18 protein-coding genes are annotated in these 14,720 nt (G+C 62.8%); 8 read left to right on the top strand and 10 right to left on the bottom strand.

The window, feature by feature from the left end; translation table 11 throughout:
* Positions 1 to 11: 11 nt before the first annotated feature.
* Positions 12 to 911, bottom strand: coding sequence for a LysR substrate-binding domain-containing protein (locus FJW08_RS09205; protein WP_140810234.1), 900 nt, complete (start codon positions 909 to 911; stop codon positions 12 to 14).
* A 117-nt stretch (positions 912 to 1,028) separates the two neighbouring features.
* Here FJW08_RS09205 and FJW08_RS09200 point away from each other — a divergent pair, with 117 nt between their 5' ends.
* The 3 genes from FJW08_RS09200 (at position 1,029) to FJW08_RS09190 (ending at position 3,338) form a co-directional block, all read left to right on the top strand.
* A complete protein-coding gene (locus tag FJW08_RS09200; RefSeq protein ID WP_140759319.1) occupies positions 1,029 to 1,319 on the top strand; it encodes a muconolactone Delta-isomerase family protein in 291 nt (96 codons plus the stop codon).
* A 129-nt stretch (positions 1,320 to 1,448) separates the two neighbouring features.
* Entirely contained in the window at positions 1,449 to 2,231 is a 783-nt protein-coding gene (locus FJW08_RS09195; protein ID WP_140810233.1) for a glucose 1-dehydrogenase, read from the top strand.
* Positions 2,232 to 2,339: 108 nt separating this feature from the next.
* Entirely contained in the window at positions 2,340 to 3,338 is a 999-nt protein-coding gene (locus FJW08_RS09190) for a transporter (RefSeq protein WP_140810232.1), read from the top strand.
* On the opposite strand, the gene rarD is transcribed toward FJW08_RS09190, so the two are convergent.
* The 7 genes from rarD to cysS all read right to left on the bottom strand — a co-directional run bounded on the left by rarD (position 3,316) and on the right by cysS (position 10,003).
* Positions 3,316 to 4,242 (bottom strand): EamA family transporter RarD, encoded by a 927-nt coding sequence (rarD, locus tag FJW08_RS09185; protein WP_140810230.1) that lies wholly within the window; start codon positions 4,240 to 4,242, stop codon positions 3,316 to 3,318. The genes FJW08_RS09190 and rarD overlap by 23 nt on opposite strands.
* 83 nt (positions 4,243 to 4,325) lie before the next feature.
* A complete protein-coding gene (cimA, locus tag FJW08_RS09180) occupies positions 4,326 to 5,948 on the bottom strand; it encodes a citramalate synthase (protein WP_181182882.1) in 1,623 nt (540 codons plus the stop codon).
* Complete coding sequence (pip, locus tag FJW08_RS09175; RefSeq protein WP_140810228.1) at positions 5,945 to 6,895, bottom strand: prolyl aminopeptidase; 951 nt, start codon at positions 6,893 to 6,895, stop codon at positions 5,945 to 5,947. The genes cimA and pip overlap by 4 nt, the downstream gene beginning before the upstream one ends.
* Positions 6,892 to 7,368, bottom strand: coding sequence for a GFA family protein (locus FJW08_RS09170; protein ID WP_140759309.1), 477 nt, complete (start codon positions 7,366 to 7,368; stop codon positions 6,892 to 6,894). The genes pip and FJW08_RS09170 overlap by 4 nt, the downstream gene beginning before the upstream one ends.
* Positions 7,365 to 7,856: a GFA family protein gene (locus FJW08_RS09165; protein WP_140810227.1), complete on the bottom strand. Its 492-nt coding sequence runs from the start codon at positions 7,854 to 7,856 to the stop codon at positions 7,365 to 7,367. Before FJW08_RS09165 ends, FJW08_RS09170 begins: the two co-directional genes overlap by 4 nt.
* 79 nt (positions 7,857 to 7,935) lie before the next feature.
* The gene (locus tag FJW08_RS09160) at positions 7,936 to 8,346 is read right to left on the bottom strand and encodes an endonuclease domain-containing protein (protein WP_140810226.1); all 411 of its coding nucleotides are present in this window, start codon (positions 8,344 to 8,346) and stop codon (positions 7,936 to 7,938) included.
* A 199-nt stretch (positions 8,347 to 8,545) separates the two neighbouring features.
* Positions 8,546 to 10,003: a cysteine--tRNA ligase gene (cysS, locus tag FJW08_RS09150; RefSeq protein WP_140810225.1), complete on the bottom strand. Its 1,458-nt coding sequence runs from the start codon at positions 10,001 to 10,003 to the stop codon at positions 8,546 to 8,548.
* Between the two features lie 415 nt (positions 10,004 to 10,418).
* On the opposite strand from cysS, the gene FJW08_RS09145 reads away from it, so the two are divergent.
* Positions 10,419 to 10,574, top strand: a complete 156-nt coding sequence (locus FJW08_RS09145; protein ID WP_015318552.1) for a hypothetical protein — start codon at positions 10,419 to 10,421, stop codon at positions 10,572 to 10,574.
* Between the two features lie 77 nt (positions 10,575 to 10,651).
* Here FJW08_RS09145 and FJW08_RS09140 read toward each other — a convergent pair whose 3' ends face one another.
* Positions 10,652 to 11,413, bottom strand: coding sequence for an SOS response-associated peptidase (locus FJW08_RS09140; protein ID WP_140810223.1), 762 nt, complete (start codon positions 11,411 to 11,413; stop codon positions 10,652 to 10,654).
* A gap of 119 nt (positions 11,414 to 11,532) precedes the next feature.
* On the opposite strand from FJW08_RS09140, the gene FJW08_RS09135 reads away from it, so the two are divergent.
* The 4 genes from FJW08_RS09135 to FJW08_RS09120 all read left to right on the top strand — a co-directional run bounded on the left by FJW08_RS09135 (position 11,533) and on the right by FJW08_RS09120 (position 13,912).
* Entirely contained in the window at positions 11,533 to 11,955 is a 423-nt protein-coding gene (locus FJW08_RS09135) for an NUDIX hydrolase (RefSeq protein ID WP_140810222.1), read from the top strand.
* A 111-nt stretch (positions 11,956 to 12,066) separates the two neighbouring features.
* On the top strand, positions 12,067 to 12,444 hold the full coding sequence (locus tag FJW08_RS09130) for a TIGR02301 family protein (RefSeq protein WP_140759298.1): 378 nt from the start codon (positions 12,067 to 12,069) through the stop codon (positions 12,442 to 12,444).
* A gap of 352 nt (positions 12,445 to 12,796) precedes the next feature.
* A complete protein-coding gene (locus FJW08_RS09125; protein ID WP_140759296.1) occupies positions 12,797 to 13,054 on the top strand; it encodes a hypothetical protein in 258 nt (85 codons plus the stop codon).
* A gap of 69 nt (positions 13,055 to 13,123) precedes the next feature.
* Positions 13,124 to 13,912 (top strand): hypothetical protein, encoded by a 789-nt coding sequence (locus tag FJW08_RS09120; protein ID WP_181182881.1) that lies wholly within the window; start codon positions 13,124 to 13,126, stop codon positions 13,910 to 13,912.
* A gap of 50 nt (positions 13,913 to 13,962) precedes the next feature.
* On the opposite strand, the gene FJW08_RS09115 is transcribed toward FJW08_RS09120, so the two are convergent.
* Positions 13,963 to 14,700: a nucleotidyl transferase AbiEii/AbiGii toxin family protein gene (locus FJW08_RS09115; protein WP_140810221.1), complete on the bottom strand. Its 738-nt coding sequence runs from the start codon at positions 14,698 to 14,700 to the stop codon at positions 13,963 to 13,965.
* Positions 14,701 to 14,720 lie beyond the last annotated feature (20 nt).

Below are 14,720 nucleotides of genomic sequence, written 5' to 3'. Positions count from 1 at the left end.
CCCCTACTCCCCTACTCCCCTACTCCCTCCCTCCGGGCAGCCTCCCGCAGGTCGGCGATCACCGCGCGCCGGTCCTGTCGCCGCCAGGCGAGGTGGATGGAAACCACGCGCCCGAACCATGGCATGTCGCGGAACAGGATCGAGGGCGGCGCGGCAGTGCGCAGGCTTGCCTGCACGGTGGCAAGACCAAGGCCGGCGCTGACAAGCCCGAGCGAGGTCAGCGGGTCCGCCGTCTCGTAAGCGATATCGGGCTTAAAGCCAGCCTCTGCGCAGGCTGCTAGGAACTGGCCACGATTGGTATCGTCGGGCTGGCGCACCACGGTGATCCAGACGCGGCCATCGAGATGACGCGGCTGGATATCGGCCACATCGGCGAGCGGATCGCCTTCGGGAATGGCCAGCACCAGCGGCTCGTGGCGTAGCGGCGTGCTGGCGATATCAGGATCGTCGGCCGCCGCGGGGGCGTACACCAAACCGAGATCCAGCGACCGCTCCCGAAGCCCCTCCATCTGCGCCGCCGAGCGCATGCTTCTCAACTGCAGATGAAAATCCGGCCGGTCACGGCGGAACTGACGCAGCATGCCGGCGACAAGCCCGGCATGGACCGCACCCTCGACATAGCCGATGGCAAGACGCCCCGTGGCACCGCTGGCCAGATTGCGGCCAAGTTCCTCCAGCCGGCGCGCATTCGACAGCAAGGCACGGGCTTCGGTCAGGAAGGCGCGACCCTCGGCATTGAGATGAACACGCTGCTTTGCCCGCTCGAACAGAGGGACACCAAGCTGTTGCTCCAGTTGCATGATCTGCCGGCTGAGCGGCGATTGCGAGATATGCAGCAGTTCGGCGGCTCGACCGACATTGCCGGTTTCGGCGACAGTGACGAAATATCTGATCTGGCGTAGGTCGAACATTTTTAGCTCCTCGACACCCAAGTCCTCTCAGGTCTCAACTTTAGCCTAATCAGTCTTGGACAGTCTTACCAGTCGGCGCGATACCTCCTGTCATCCCCCCCACGACAGGAGACCGAAATGCAGTTCCTTGCCCTTCTCACCCGCAACACCGAAAAGTTCACCGACGCCGACTTCACGCCCCTTCTGCCTGGCGAAGCCGAGCAGCGCCGCACCCTCTATGCCGAAGGCGCCGTGCGTCAGATCTGGAACCGCGGCGACATTCCCGGCAGCGGCATGATGTTCGAAGCCGGCAGCGACGCCGATGTGCGCGGCCACCTCGCCACCTTGCCGCTGGTCAAGGCCGGCATGATGGACATTGCCGCGGTCGTGCCGCTCAACCCCTATCCCGGCTTTGGACCGAAGCGCTGAGACTGACGGCCGCGACAAAAGCGCCTTGCATGTCATCAAGCCACGCGGCACGCTGATGCTGCCGCTTTGCCGAGGCCAGACGAGCCTTCAGGCTGGCGAGCGACAAATCGCAATCGATGAAGGTGCAAATTGCATTCGACTTACTATCTCGGCCGCCTGTTCGGCCTCGAGGGCAAGCATGCCTTCATCACCGGCGCCAGCCGCGGCCTGGGTCTGGCCTTCGCGGAGGCGCTTGCGAGCGCCGGCGCGCGCGTCACGATCGGCGGCCGCAAGGCCGACGATCTGAAAGCGGCCGCAGACAGGCTGCGCGCCGCGGGCCATTCGATCGCTGAAGCGGTGATCGACGTGGCCGACACGCAGTCGGTCGACAGCGCGATCGCGGCGGCGGAAACCGGCACCGCACCGATCGACATCCTGGTCAACAATGCCGGCGTCCAGCGACGAGCACCGCTGGAGACCTTCAGCGACGCCGACTGGGACACGCTTATGGCCACCAACCTGGACGGCGTGTTCAAGGTGAGCCGGGCCGTCGTGAAGGGTATGATCGCTCGCCAAAGGGGGGCGATCATCAATGTCTCCTCGGTGCAGAGCGTGCTCGCGCGGCCCTCGATCGCGCCTTACGCGGCGAGCAAGGGCGCCATCACCATGCTGACCAAGTCGATGGCCGGCGAATGGGGCCAGCACGGCGTGCGCGTCAACGCCATCGCGCCGGGCTATTTCAAGACCGAACTCAACTCTGCGCTGGTCGCCGACGAGACATTCTCCGCCTGGCTGACCTGCCGCACGCCGATGCGGCGCTGGGGCGAGGTGCGGGAGCTCGCGGGCGCCGCCGTGTTCCTGGCGTCCGACGCCGCCAGTTTCGTGAGCGGACAGACACTGCTGGTGGATGGCGGGATCACCAGCGTCCTTTAGGAAGGCGTGCCGTCACGAAACAGTCACACTAAATCGGGGATGCCATGCTAGAAATCGCGCTTGGCCGCTCCCGCGACCCCCACTGCATCAGAGACCGGCGAAGCCGCCATGAACATCGCCATCCCCTCCGAAGGCACCGACCTGTCGCCTTACCTGCCCGATGAGCACGGGCTGTTCTTCACCTACCACTTTACCACCGAGGGCGCGCGCACCAGGGATGCCGCCGCCGCGCACTGGACATGGCGCAGCTACCAGCTTTCCGACATGCGCGCCCGCCACGAGATCGGCGCTGATCAGGCCTTGCCGGCGCAGGTGCGCGAAGCTTTCCTGAGCGCCAGCCATGGCTGCCATATCGACCTCGAGGATGACTGGCTCTATGGCGATCTGCCGGACCTGCGCCACGACTATTCGGCGGAAGCAGGCGGGCTTGGTCATTTCCGCTTCGCCCTCAACGATACGATGCTGGTCGGCGCCCGCAAGCAACCGCTGCAATCGGTCGACAACATCCGCAAGGCGATCGAGAACGGATCGCGCAAGTTCCGCTCTCCGGCCGAGCTGATCGAGGCTGTCGTCGGCCAGTCGTTCGACGGAATGGCGGCGGAACTCGCGACACTCAGCGACAGTCTCGACGGCATCGAGGACCGTATCGTCTGCGACGCATGGCACAATGAGCGGCAGGCGCTGGTCGATGCCCGCCGGCACCTGGTGGTCATCCATCGGCAGATGGCGACGCTGACCAATCTGTTTCGCCATCTCGACCATTCGCACCGCAACGACCTGCCGGATTCGATCAACGACATGGCGGCGCGGCTGTCACACCGCGCCCAGACGCTGCACTATGATGGCGAGCAGTTGCAGGCGCGCACGCGGCTGCTGCAGGACGAGCTGATGGCCAAGCTGACGACGCAGTCGAACCGGCTGCTTTACGTGCTGTCGGTGATGACGGCGGTGCTGTTGCCGATGACCATCATCTCGGGCCTGTTCGGCATGAATGTCGGCGGATTGCCGCTGGTCAACACCCCATTGGGCTTCTGGGTGGTCACCGCCGTATCGCTGCTGATCGCGGGCGTGACCTATCTTTTCGTCAGGAGGCTCGGACAGATGTAGCCCGGCGCGCCGTCGCCAGCATGGACCAGGAATAGACCGCAAGCGCCGCCCAGATAAGGGCAAAGGCGATGGCTTGCGTGGTGCCGAACGGCTCGTCGAAGATCAGTACGGCAATCAGGAACACCATGGTCGGCGCTATGTACTGCATGATGCCGATGGTCGAGAGGCGCAGCAGCTTGGCGCCGAAGGCGAACAGCAGCAGCGGCACGGCGGTCACCGGCCCGCAGCCGATGAGCAGCGCGGTGTCGGTGCCACTGCTGGAGACGAAATGGTCCTGTCCGGTGGCGATCAGGAAGGTGATGTAGCCCAGCGCCGGCACCGACAGCAAAAGCACTTCGAGCAGGAAACCCTGGCTGGGACCAATCGGCAGCGTCTTGCGGAAGAAGCCGTAGGCGGCGAAGGAAAACGCCAACGCCAGCGACACCCAGGGCAGCTTGCCACCCTCGATCGTCAGCACCGCGACGGCGACCGCCGCAAGCACCACCGCCGCGATCTGCAGCCGGTCGAGCCGCTCGCCGAGCAGCAGCGCGCCGACGACGACGCTGACCAGCGGGTTGATGTAATAGCCTAGCGCGGTCTCGACCGTGCGATCGACGGCGATCGCCCAGACATAGATGCCCCAGTTGACCGAGATCAGCGCCGCCGTCAGCGCCGCCATGGCGATGGTGCGGGGCGAACGGATCGCCGCCTTGAAGTCCGCTGTGCGGCCGGCCCAGATCAGGACCGCCGCGGCAATCGGCACCGACCAGACGATGCGATGTGCAATGACCTCGGCGAGCGGCAGATGCGCCACCGCCTTCATGTAGAAGGGCAGCAACCCCCACAAGAGATAGGCACCCAGCGCCAGCAAGAAGCCGCGGCGGGCTTTTGAATCTGCATCGGAGATAATTGCTTCAGCGGCCATGGCCCAACGCTATGGCCCAGTAGCCTTGGCAAGACCATCGCAAAGTTCTGATGGATCAATGGACTTTCGCTGATGGTTCAAGCTTACTCCGCCGCCACCAGCCCCGCCATCTCGCGATTCTTCATCAGCTTGTAGATGATCGAATCCATCAGCGCCTGAAACGAGGCGTCGATGATGTTTTCGGAGACGCCGACCGTCCACCAGCGGGCGCCGGTACCGTCATGCGATTCGATGAGCACGCGGGTGATGGCCTCGGTGCCGCCGTTGAGGATACGCACCTTGAAGTCGGCGAGTTCGAGATCGGCGATCTCCTTCTGGTATCTGCCGAGATCCTTGCGCAGCGCGATGTCGAGCGCGTTGACGGGGCCATGGCCCTCGGCCACCGACATCTTCTCCTCGCCCTCGACCAGCACCTTGACCACCGCTTCCGACACCGTCTTCAACTGGCCATTGGCATCGAAGCGGCGCTCGATCATGCAGCGGAACGAGGTGACGTGGAAGAACTCGGGCAAGCCATGCAACATCTTGCGCGCCAGGAGTTCGAAGGAGGCGTCGGCGCCCTCATAGGCATAGCCCGACGCCTCGCGCTCCTTGACCACGGATATCAGGGCATCGAGCCGGTGGTCGTCTTTCGGCACATCGATGCCGCGCCGCTTCAACTCGGCGAGGAAATTGGCCTTGCCGCCCTGGTCGGATACCATGACGCGGCGGCGGTTGCCGACCGATTCCGGCGGCACGTGCTCATAGGTCGCCGGCTCCTTGGCGAGCGCCGAGGCATGAATGCCGGCCTTGGTGGCGAAGGCGGAAGAGCCGACATAGGGCGCCTGCGCTTCCGGGGCGCGGTTCAGCAATTCGTCGAAGGCGCGGGACAGCCTGGAGATGCCGGTTAGCACTTCGGCTGAAATTCCAGTCTCGAAGCGGTCGGCGAAAGCCGGCTTCAGCGCCAGTGTCGGCACGATCGAGATCAGATTGGCGTTGCCGCAACGTTCGCCGATGCCGTTCAGCGTGCCCTGGATCTGGCGTACGCCAGCCTCGACGGCGGCAAGGGAATTGGCCACCGCCTGGCCGGTGTCATCATGGGCGTGGATGCCGAGATGCCCGCCCGGAATGCCTGCGGCGATGACCTTTTCAACAACTGCCCGCACTTCCGAGGGCTGCGTGCCGCCATTCGTGTCGCAAAGCACAACCCAGCGCGCGCCCGCATCATAGGCGGTCTTGGCGCAGGCCACCGCATAGTCCGGGTTGGCCTTGAAGCCGTCGAAGAAATGCTCGCAGTCGACCATTGCTTCCTTGCCCGAAGCGACGGATGCCTCGACGGAAGCCTTTATAGACTCGAGGTTCTCCTCGTTGGTGCAGCCGAGCGCCACACGGACATGATAGTCCCAGCTCTTGGCGACGAAGCAGATGGCGTCCGACTTCGACTGGACGAGTGCCGCCAGCCCCGGATCATTGGAGGCAGAAACCCCAGCCCGCTTGGTCATGCCGAAGGCGACGAATTTCGCGCGTGCCGTGCGTTTCTGCTGGAAGAAGGCGGTATCGGTCGGATTGGCGCCGGGATAACCACCTTCGACATAGTCGAAGCCGAACTCGTCGAGCAGTTTGGCAATCGCGATCTTGTCCTCGACCGAAAAGTCGATGCCCGGCGTCTGCTGGCCATCGCGGAGCGTGGTGTCGAAGAGGAACAGGCGCTCACGGGTCATCGTCATTTTCCCGCAAACTTGTCCGTAGCCCGGATCAGTTGGTCGAGGATGCCGGGCTCGGAATAGGCGTGGCCAGCGCCTTCGATCAGATGAAAGTCCGCCTTCGGCCACGCCTTGTGCAGCGCCCAGGCGTAGCGCGCCGGGCACGGCATGTCGTAGCGGCCGTGGACGATGGTGCCGGGGATGTCCTTGAGCTTCCCCGCATCGCGCAGCAACTGCCCCTCCTCCAGCCAGCCGGCATGGACGAAATAGTGGTTTTCGATGCGGGCGAAGGCGACGGCGTAGTCGTCCTCGCCAAACGGACCGCTGGTTTCAGGCTCCGGCAGCAGGGTGATCGTCTCGCCTTCCCACAGGCTCCAGGCGCGGGCGGCCTCTATCTGAGCCTTGCGATCGGACCCGACCAGCCGCTTGCGGTAGGCGGCCATCATGTCGCCGCGCTCGGCCTCGGGAATCGGTGCCAGGAAACGCTCCCATTTGTCGGGAAACATCTCGGAGACGCCGAACTGATAGTACCATTCGAGCTCCGCACGGGTCAGTGTGTAGATGCCGCGCACCACCAGTTCGCTGACGCGATCAGGGTGTGTCTCGGCATAGGCGAGCGCCAGCGTCGAGCCCCAGGAGCCGCCGAACACCAGCCATTTATCGAAGCCGGCCATTTCGCGCAGGCGTTCGATGTCGGCAACGAGATGCCAGGTCGTGTTGGCCTCCAGCGAGGCGTTCGGCGTCGACTTTCCGCAACCGCGCTGATCGAACAGGATGACGTCGTAACGCTTTGGGTCGAACAGCCGCCGGTGTTTTGGCGAGATGGTGCCGCCCGGCCCGCCATGCAGGAACACGGCCGGCTTGGCGCCCTTGGTGCCGGACCGCTCCCAATAGACCCTATGGCCGTCACCGACATCAAGCATGCCCGAGTCGAACGGTTCGATTTCCGGGTAGAGGGTGCGCAAGCTCATAGTTTCAGGCCCTGTTGCGGCCAGTTGGCCGTTTCGTGATCGGGATGCTGGAAGGAGATGATCTGCTCCTGCCGTGCGTAATAATCGGGATCCTGGTGGACGGGCTGGTCGAAGATCGTCTCCACCCAAGGTAGCCGTGCCGCATAGTTGACCTGGATCCGCGGCGCCAGGTCGGAGCGGTCGTCGAAGGCGCCGATGGCGATCTCGAGCCCGCCGGGCTGGCGGTAGGTCAACGGCGTGCCGCACCGGGCGCAGAAGCCGCGATCGATGTTGACCGACGACTGGAAATAGCTCGGCTCCTCATGGGTCCATTCGACACCATCCTTGGGCACCGTCACCAGCGCGCCAAAGAAGGAGCCGAACTGTTTCTGACACATGCGGCAATGGCAGATGGACGGGCGTCCCAGCGCGCCCTTTATGCGGAAGCGCACGGCGCCGCATTGGCAGCCGCCGGTTCGGACGGTCTCGGTCATGGTCTTTCCTCCGGCGGCCATTGGTCGGTGTCGTGGTCAGGGTGCTGATAGGAGACGAGTTCGGCGAGATAGGGGGCCGAGCCCATATCCGCCATCGTGTCCTCGCCCGGCAATCGTGGAATGGAATCCACATAGGGCAGTTTTGCTTCCGTGCCCCATTGGATGGTCGGCGCGATACCAGCCGGATCGTCGAAAGCGGCGATCGTCAGCGCCATGCCGTCCGGCGCCTCGAAGGTCAGCGGCGTGCCGCAGTCGGCGCAGAAGCCGCGCCAGGCGGCATTGGAGGACCGGAACCGCTTGGGCTCGCCGCGCGTCCAGTCGAGCTTGGCGCCGCGCACCGAGACCAGCGGCAGGTAGAAATTGCCGCTGGCCTTCTGGCACATGCGGCAGTGGCAGACCGAGGCGTCGCCAAGCGCGCCTTCGACGCGGAAGCGCACCGCGCCGCACTGGCAGCCGCCGGTGTAGACCGGCCGGTTGTCGAGGCTCATCGGTTTTCACTCCGGATCATGGCAGACCGCCTCGACATTGTTGCATCGGGATCGGAAACGGCGATGCCAAGATGGTCGATCATGGAACGAGCTCCTCCGTTGCTGGTTCGCCAGGCGACATTTCGGCATTGGTCAGGCCAGCCGAGATGACGATGTGCTGGCAGACATTGTCGATATCGCGAATGACGTCGTCGTTCCAGAAGCGCAGGATGGTCCAGCCCAGCGCTTCAAGCTTCGCGGTACGCGCCGCATCCATTTCCGAGGCTTTGGCCGTTGCGTGTTGGGAGCCGTCAATCTCGACGATCAGTTTTTTGGTCGGGCAAGCAAAGTCGACGATGTAGCCACCGATCGGCTTCTGGCGCCTGAAAGCCAAGCCCATAAGGCGATGCGCTCTGATCTCATTCCAAAGTTTGAGTTCGGCATCGGTCATTGCCTTGCGCATCTTGCGCGCATTGCCGCGATTAAGGGGAGATACGAGATGATGGGTCATCGCGAGGCGCCCCCCTCTGTCCTGCCGGAAATCTCCCCCTCAAGGGGGGAGATCGGCGGCTTCGTCGATAGCGCCGAACCTTCAACGTCGACGATTGGCGAAAGCTGAAGCGGCATCCAATCTCCCCCCTTGAGGGGGAGATTTCCGGCAGGACAGAGGGGGGCGCCTCGCGATGACCTCTCCATTCCCGCCATCATCCTCACCGCTTGATCTCCCACGTCGTCACGCGCTCGCCGGTGACCGGGTCCTTGCCGTCCTTCAACTGTACACCTTGCGCCAGAAGTTCATCGCGGATGCGGTCGGCCTCGGCCCAGTTCTTGGCGGCGATGAACTGTAAGCGCCTGGCGATGGCTGCAGCAATCGCGGCCTCGTCGACCTTGGCCGCGCCCACGTCGAAACCGAGGAATGCGAGCGAGGTTTTCAAGGAAGCCGCAGCGCCATTCTCGCCAGCGCCGCTGCCATCAAAGTCGGTCGCCTCGCCGGCAAGCTGGGTGAGCTGCTGGAAGGCCGCGTAGGTCGCGAGATCATCCGACAGCGCCTCCACGACCTCCACCGGCAACTGACTTCCCGCCGCCAGCGCCAGGTCCGCCGCGCGTTTCCATTTGCGCAGCGTGTTTTCCGCCTCCTCCAGCTTGCGCACGGAAAAGTCGATCGGCTCGCGATAATGCGTCATCAGCATCGCCAGCCGCAGCACATCGCCGGGCCATTTGCGACCACCAAAAGTGTCAGTCTCCAGCAACTCGTGGATCGAATAGAAATTGCCGAGGCTCTTCGACATCTTCTGGCCCTCGACCTGCAGGAAGCCATTGTGCATCCACACATTGGCCATGACCGACGTGCCGTGGGCGCAGCGCGACTGGGCGATCTCGTTCTCATGGTGCGGGAAGATCAGATCGAGGCCGCCGCCATGGATGTCGAAGACCTCGCCGAGATAGGCAGCCGACATGGCCGAGCATTCGATATGCCAGCCGGGCCGGCCCCTGCCCCATGGACTTTGCCAGCCAGGCTCCTCCGGCGATGACAGTTTCCACAGCACGAAATCGCCGGGGTTCCTCTTGTGCGCGTCGACGGCGATACGGGCGCCAGCCTGCTGCTCGTCGAGATTGCGTTTCGACAATTGCCCATAGTCCGGCATCGACGCCGTATCGAACAGAACTTCGCCTGCCGCGACATAGGCATGGCCGCGTCCGATCAGGCTTTGAATCAAGGTGATCATGTCGGCCTTGCCGTCGGCGCGTGGCTCGACGAATTCGGTCGCGCGCGGCTCGACCGTCGGCTCCAGGCAGCCAAGCGTGGCGACATCCCTGTGGAACTGATCGGCCGTTTTTTCGGTAACCCGCCGGATCGCTTCGTTGAGCGACAGTGTGCCGGCTGATATCTCGCCGCCGAAATCACGCAGCGCGCGCGCGTTGATCTTGTCGTCGACATCGGTGATGTTGCGCACATAGGTGACGTGCGTCTCGCCATAGAGATGGCGCAGCAGACGGAACAGCACGTCGAAGACGATCACCGGCCTGGCGTTGCCGATATGGGCGAAGTCGTAGACGGTGGGGCCGCAGACATACATGCGCACATTTCTCGGATCGATCGGCACGAAGTCCTCTTTCGTGCGCGTCAGCGTGTTGTAGAGGCGCAGGCCCTGTGATGCGTCAGACATTCCATGCTTCCCGTTCAGAACTTCTTGTCTGGATGGAGCCGGTCCAGCGCCGAGGCGCAAATCAGGCTCCAGCCTGCTGGCCGGGGCGTTTGTCCAATCTGGGGAAGATGAGGCGAAAACGTCCGGACCAGCGCGAGGCTAGCCAATAATGCAAATGCCACAAATGGCGAAAGACGTTTTCATGCGCGGCTTTATCGCCTTGACCAGTGTTGCCGTCAAGTCGCTGATCCCGGGAAAAACATCGCGAGTGCCGGCAAACGTATCGCCCGATCACACGGAATCAGCCAATGAAACATTTTATTAAACATGTCGGCACAGTCATGAAACATTCGCCGGCTAGATCACCAAGCGTCACGATTTGGTCTGATTCAGCAACCAGATCGCATACACGAAAACGTTATCTGGGAAGAGAAACATGCCTCGAAGCAAGCAGGAAGCCAACCGCGCCAAGCAACCGGCGCTGGCCAACCACTATCGTGCCATCGGACCGGCAGCCATTGTCGCCGCCCTTCTTCACACAGCGAAGAAGAAGAAGCCGGCGCAGAAGATCGTATCGCCCCGCGCCGCCTGAAGCGGCGCTCCAGCCGACGCAATCGCCGGCACTGAGGGCGCGAACAGGCGCCCTGGACATGAAGACCACGGGCTTCGCTAGAACAGCGTCAGTTGACTATTGTCCGCGCTGGGCTTCTGGCGCCTGACTTTCTCGGGTTCCGGCCCGATCTCGCCCCTCTCCTGAATTTCGGGTCCGGTGTTGGCGACCTTGTTGACGAGGTCGGAGACAGGAATCGCCTCGAAGAAATCGCGCTGTGCCGGCCGCAGTAGGTCGGCGACATCGCGCGGTTCGCGCGTGCGGCAATCCAGCCAGCGGGCAAAGTCGGAAATATCGATCACCACCGGCATCCGGTCATGGATATGGGCGACATCGGCGTTGGCATTGACGGTCAGGATGGCGCCGGTGTCCATCTCCGATCCGCCCGGCTCGGCATAGGTTTCGATCAGGCCGGCAAAGGCGACCAGCCCGCCATGCCTGGGGCGGATCCAATAGGGCTGCCCCTTCTTGCCTCCGGTCTGCCGCCACTCGTAAAAGCCGGATGCTGGCACCAGCGCGCGGCGGTGGCGCATGGCGGCCTTGAACGAGGCCTTTTCGATCGCACCTTCGGAGCGCGCGTTGAACAGCAGCGGAAACTCCCTGGTGTCCTTGACCCAGGCGGGAAGTAGGCCCCAGCGCACCAGCATCGGCTGCCGGTCCGGCAGGTTGGAGCCGGGCGCGCGGGGGGCGCCGGCGATCGCCATCAACACAGGCTGCGTCGGCGCGATATTGTAACGCGCCGGAAATTCCTCCAACTCGGCAAGGCCCAGAAAGGCAGCGGTCTGGCCCGGCGTGGCGGTCAAGGCAAAGCGTCCGCACATGATGGAGCCTTTCGAATGGTTCGGCTTTGAAAGTGGCTATGGAATGGGGGGCGCGCAACCGGTAATGCTTCCTTCTACCGGGCGATCCACAACAGACCGGTCCTCGAATGAGCCTGATCATGAACGAAGCGCGCAAGACACTCCCCGCCGTCTCGGTCGCCGTCGTGCGGGGGGACAGCGTGCTCCTCGTGAAACGGGCAAGGCCGCCTTCGCAAGGGCTCTACGCCTTTCCCGGCGGCAAGGTCGAAGGCGACGAGACACTGGAGGACGCGGCACGGCGTGAACTGATGGAAGAGACCGGCTTGCGCGCCACCGGCTTTCGCCCGCTTCGGGAAATCCACATCGACGGCAGGGACGACAGCCACCCGGTCGATTATCTCCTCACGGTCTTCGGCGCCGCCTATGCCGGTGGCGAGGCCGTGGCCAGCGACGACGCCGAGACAGCGGCCTTCTATACACTCAAAGAGATTACCCTGTTGCCGCTTGCCGGCTCGGTGTTGGCGGTCGCCGAGGAACTCCTCGGTCACATTCAAACACGCTGACGCCGCGCTCAAAAATCGCCTTGCAGGCGACAAATTGTTTCGCCACAAGGCTCATGTTGTCTCGCCAGCCACGACTTGGGCCGTTCGGCAGGCCAAAACGGCTTTGGGCTTATGAACCGTCCGTCGATACTCCTCGCCATTTGCCTTGCCGTCAGCGCGGCCGTCCCGGTACGGCCCGCGTTCAGTGCCGAGTCGCCGTTCGAGCCGGGGCTGATGCGGTTGGCGGAGGTTCTGGGATCGCTGCATTTCCTGCGCAATTTGTGCGGGGAGAAGGGCGACCGGTGGCGGGGCGAGATGGAAAAACTGCTCGATTCGGAAAATCCCGATCCAGAACGCCGCGCCCGCTTCATCGCCAGCTTCAATCGCGGCTACCGCTCCTTCGGCGGCACCTACAGCCGGTGTACCGCTTCGGCCACCGAAGCCATCAGCCGTTATATGAAGGAAGGTGAGACGCTGTCGCGCGACATCGCTTCGCGCTATGGCAACTGAGCATCCATCAAGAGATATAGGCCAGTAGCCGGGGGATCATCCATATATCCGGCTTGTGCCTGTCTATATCTTGGTGCAATCCTGATGTTGCACTTCTGCAACAGCATTAATCAAACGTTACCACGCGGATGCAGAATTAACTCAAACTGAAGGTTTTCGCCCCGCAGGCCGGCCTAATCGGCTAAGTTTGATCCGGGTTGAAACGCAGCTTCGCCGAACACAGTTGGCCCCTGTAAAAGACGATCAAAAAAATGTCGTATTTACAGATACTTACTTGAAGTTGCCTATGAATGGAACAGATCAAGCCTGATCCACACTGATGGGTTGCCGCTTGAAAGGGTGGACATCGCTTATGGAACATGCTGCCAACGATATCGACGCGCTGGTCAGGGAAGAGAAGCGCCTGACGGCGGTTGAGAGCCACAGCGAAGCCTGGGCGGAAGGCCTTTCGGCCGGCATCGAGCCCGAGATCATTGCCGAGGCGGCGCTCGAAACGGCATTCGGCGAAATGCTGCGCGCCAATGGCGAGACCTCGGCCCTTGCCCTGCTGGACCGTATGCGTGAAAAGGTGATTGGTGGCGCCTTCGAACCCGATCGGCTGCGGCACTGAACCAATATCAGGTTCTTTGACGATTGGATGCCGACCGGGCACCATGCCCGGAGCAGGGAGATACGGGCAGTGAATTTTCCGATGTCGGGCAGGTCGAAGGGCCTCGTCCTCTACATCCGCCTCGCCGCTTGCTGTGGTGCGATTGCCTTGGTGACGTGCCTGGCCAGCAGCCCTGCCCATGCGCTGAGCGAGATCAAAAACGAAGAACTCCCCTCCCCGGTCACACCGGCAACGGATGGCGATAGTTCGACGCCCGGAAGCACGGTTCCCATGCCTGCCCCGGTGGGAACGGCGCCTTCGAGCAGCCAGCCGGCCGCCCCGGACGCCGCGGAGCCGGACAGCCCATCGGATGGCGGCAGCAAAAGGCCGCGTGTCGATCCCGAGGCGCCCCTGCCGGAAGTCGTCTACGACCTCGGCAAGCTACCCGAGCCCGTGCGGCGCATGCATGACCTGATCATCGAAGGCTGCAAGAGCGGCGACATCGAGAAGCTCAGGCCCTTGATCGGCAAGGGCGACAGCATGACCCAGTTGTCGTTGGCCGACATCGATGGCGACGCCATCGCCTTTCTCAAGGGGCTGTCGGGCGACCCTGACGGCCAGGAGATCCTGGCCATTCTGGAGGAGGTGCTCAGCGCCGGCTACGTCCATGTCGATGCGGGCACGCCACAGGAACTCTATGTCTGGCCGTATTTCTTCGCGCTGCCGCTCGACAAGCTCGACGCCAAGCAGCGGGTCGAGCTGTTCAAGATCGTCACCGCCGGCGATTTCGATGACATGAAGCAGTTCGGCGCCTACATCTTCTACCGCGTCGGCATCACGCCTGCCGGGCAATGGACCTTCTTCGTCGCCGGCGATTGAAGGTGCAGCCTGCTTGCGGCAGGATGCGAGCAGCATCGTAGACAATGTTGCTATTTGAGCGGGCTGGCGGATTCTGCACCGATGCCAGCATCCGGCCAAATGCGAATGCTCTCGTTTCGAAGAACCGAAATGGCACCGCTAGCCTTGTCAGCCTCCATCTGCAGTATCTCGGCTGCGTAACTCAGCTCTACCGTATCCCGAAGCTTGTTGACCACCCACGCAACCTTGTGCCGGACATCCTGTCCATATGCACCCTGGGCCTTCGCTACGGCGTCGCTCGGGATCTCCTGATAGGCGCTGACCAACATTCCAAGGTCAATAGCATCGCGATAGCCGACAGCACGGTCTTGGCATCGGTCGGCATTCGCCAATAACTTCTCGGCGAACATGTCCGAGGGGATCAAAGAAGGAACGTTTAGATCGTCATCGAAACGACCTTGCAATGGGATGCGGGCTTCACGAACGATTTCAAACTTGATCAATTGTCCCTTCAACCGCAACACGGTCCTCAGGCCATACTGATCAATCCGAAAATCTCGAACAGCTTCGACTGGTTCGGGAAAGAATGCCCTTACCCCGCGTTCGACCGCCGACGTTCGCAATTGGCGATAGCCGTCGGCATCCGCGCACAGAAAATCGACATCCAACGACCGCCGATACTCGCCCAATTTCAACACAATCGCCGTCCCGCCACCGAACCAGCATTGGGTTGCCGTCAGGAAGTCACGGTCCATAAGCGCGAGGGCTTCCGAGATAATCATGTGCTCGGGCTTCCTGAATTTCTTCATGACTTTCGCTCGCACTGTGT

The organism is Mesorhizobium sp. B3-2-1, from assembly GCF_006439515.1.
Taxonomy (GTDB): Bacteria; Pseudomonadota; Alphaproteobacteria; order Rhizobiales; family Rhizobiaceae; genus Mesorhizobium.
This window is presented reverse-complemented; position numbering and strand designations above follow the sequence as displayed.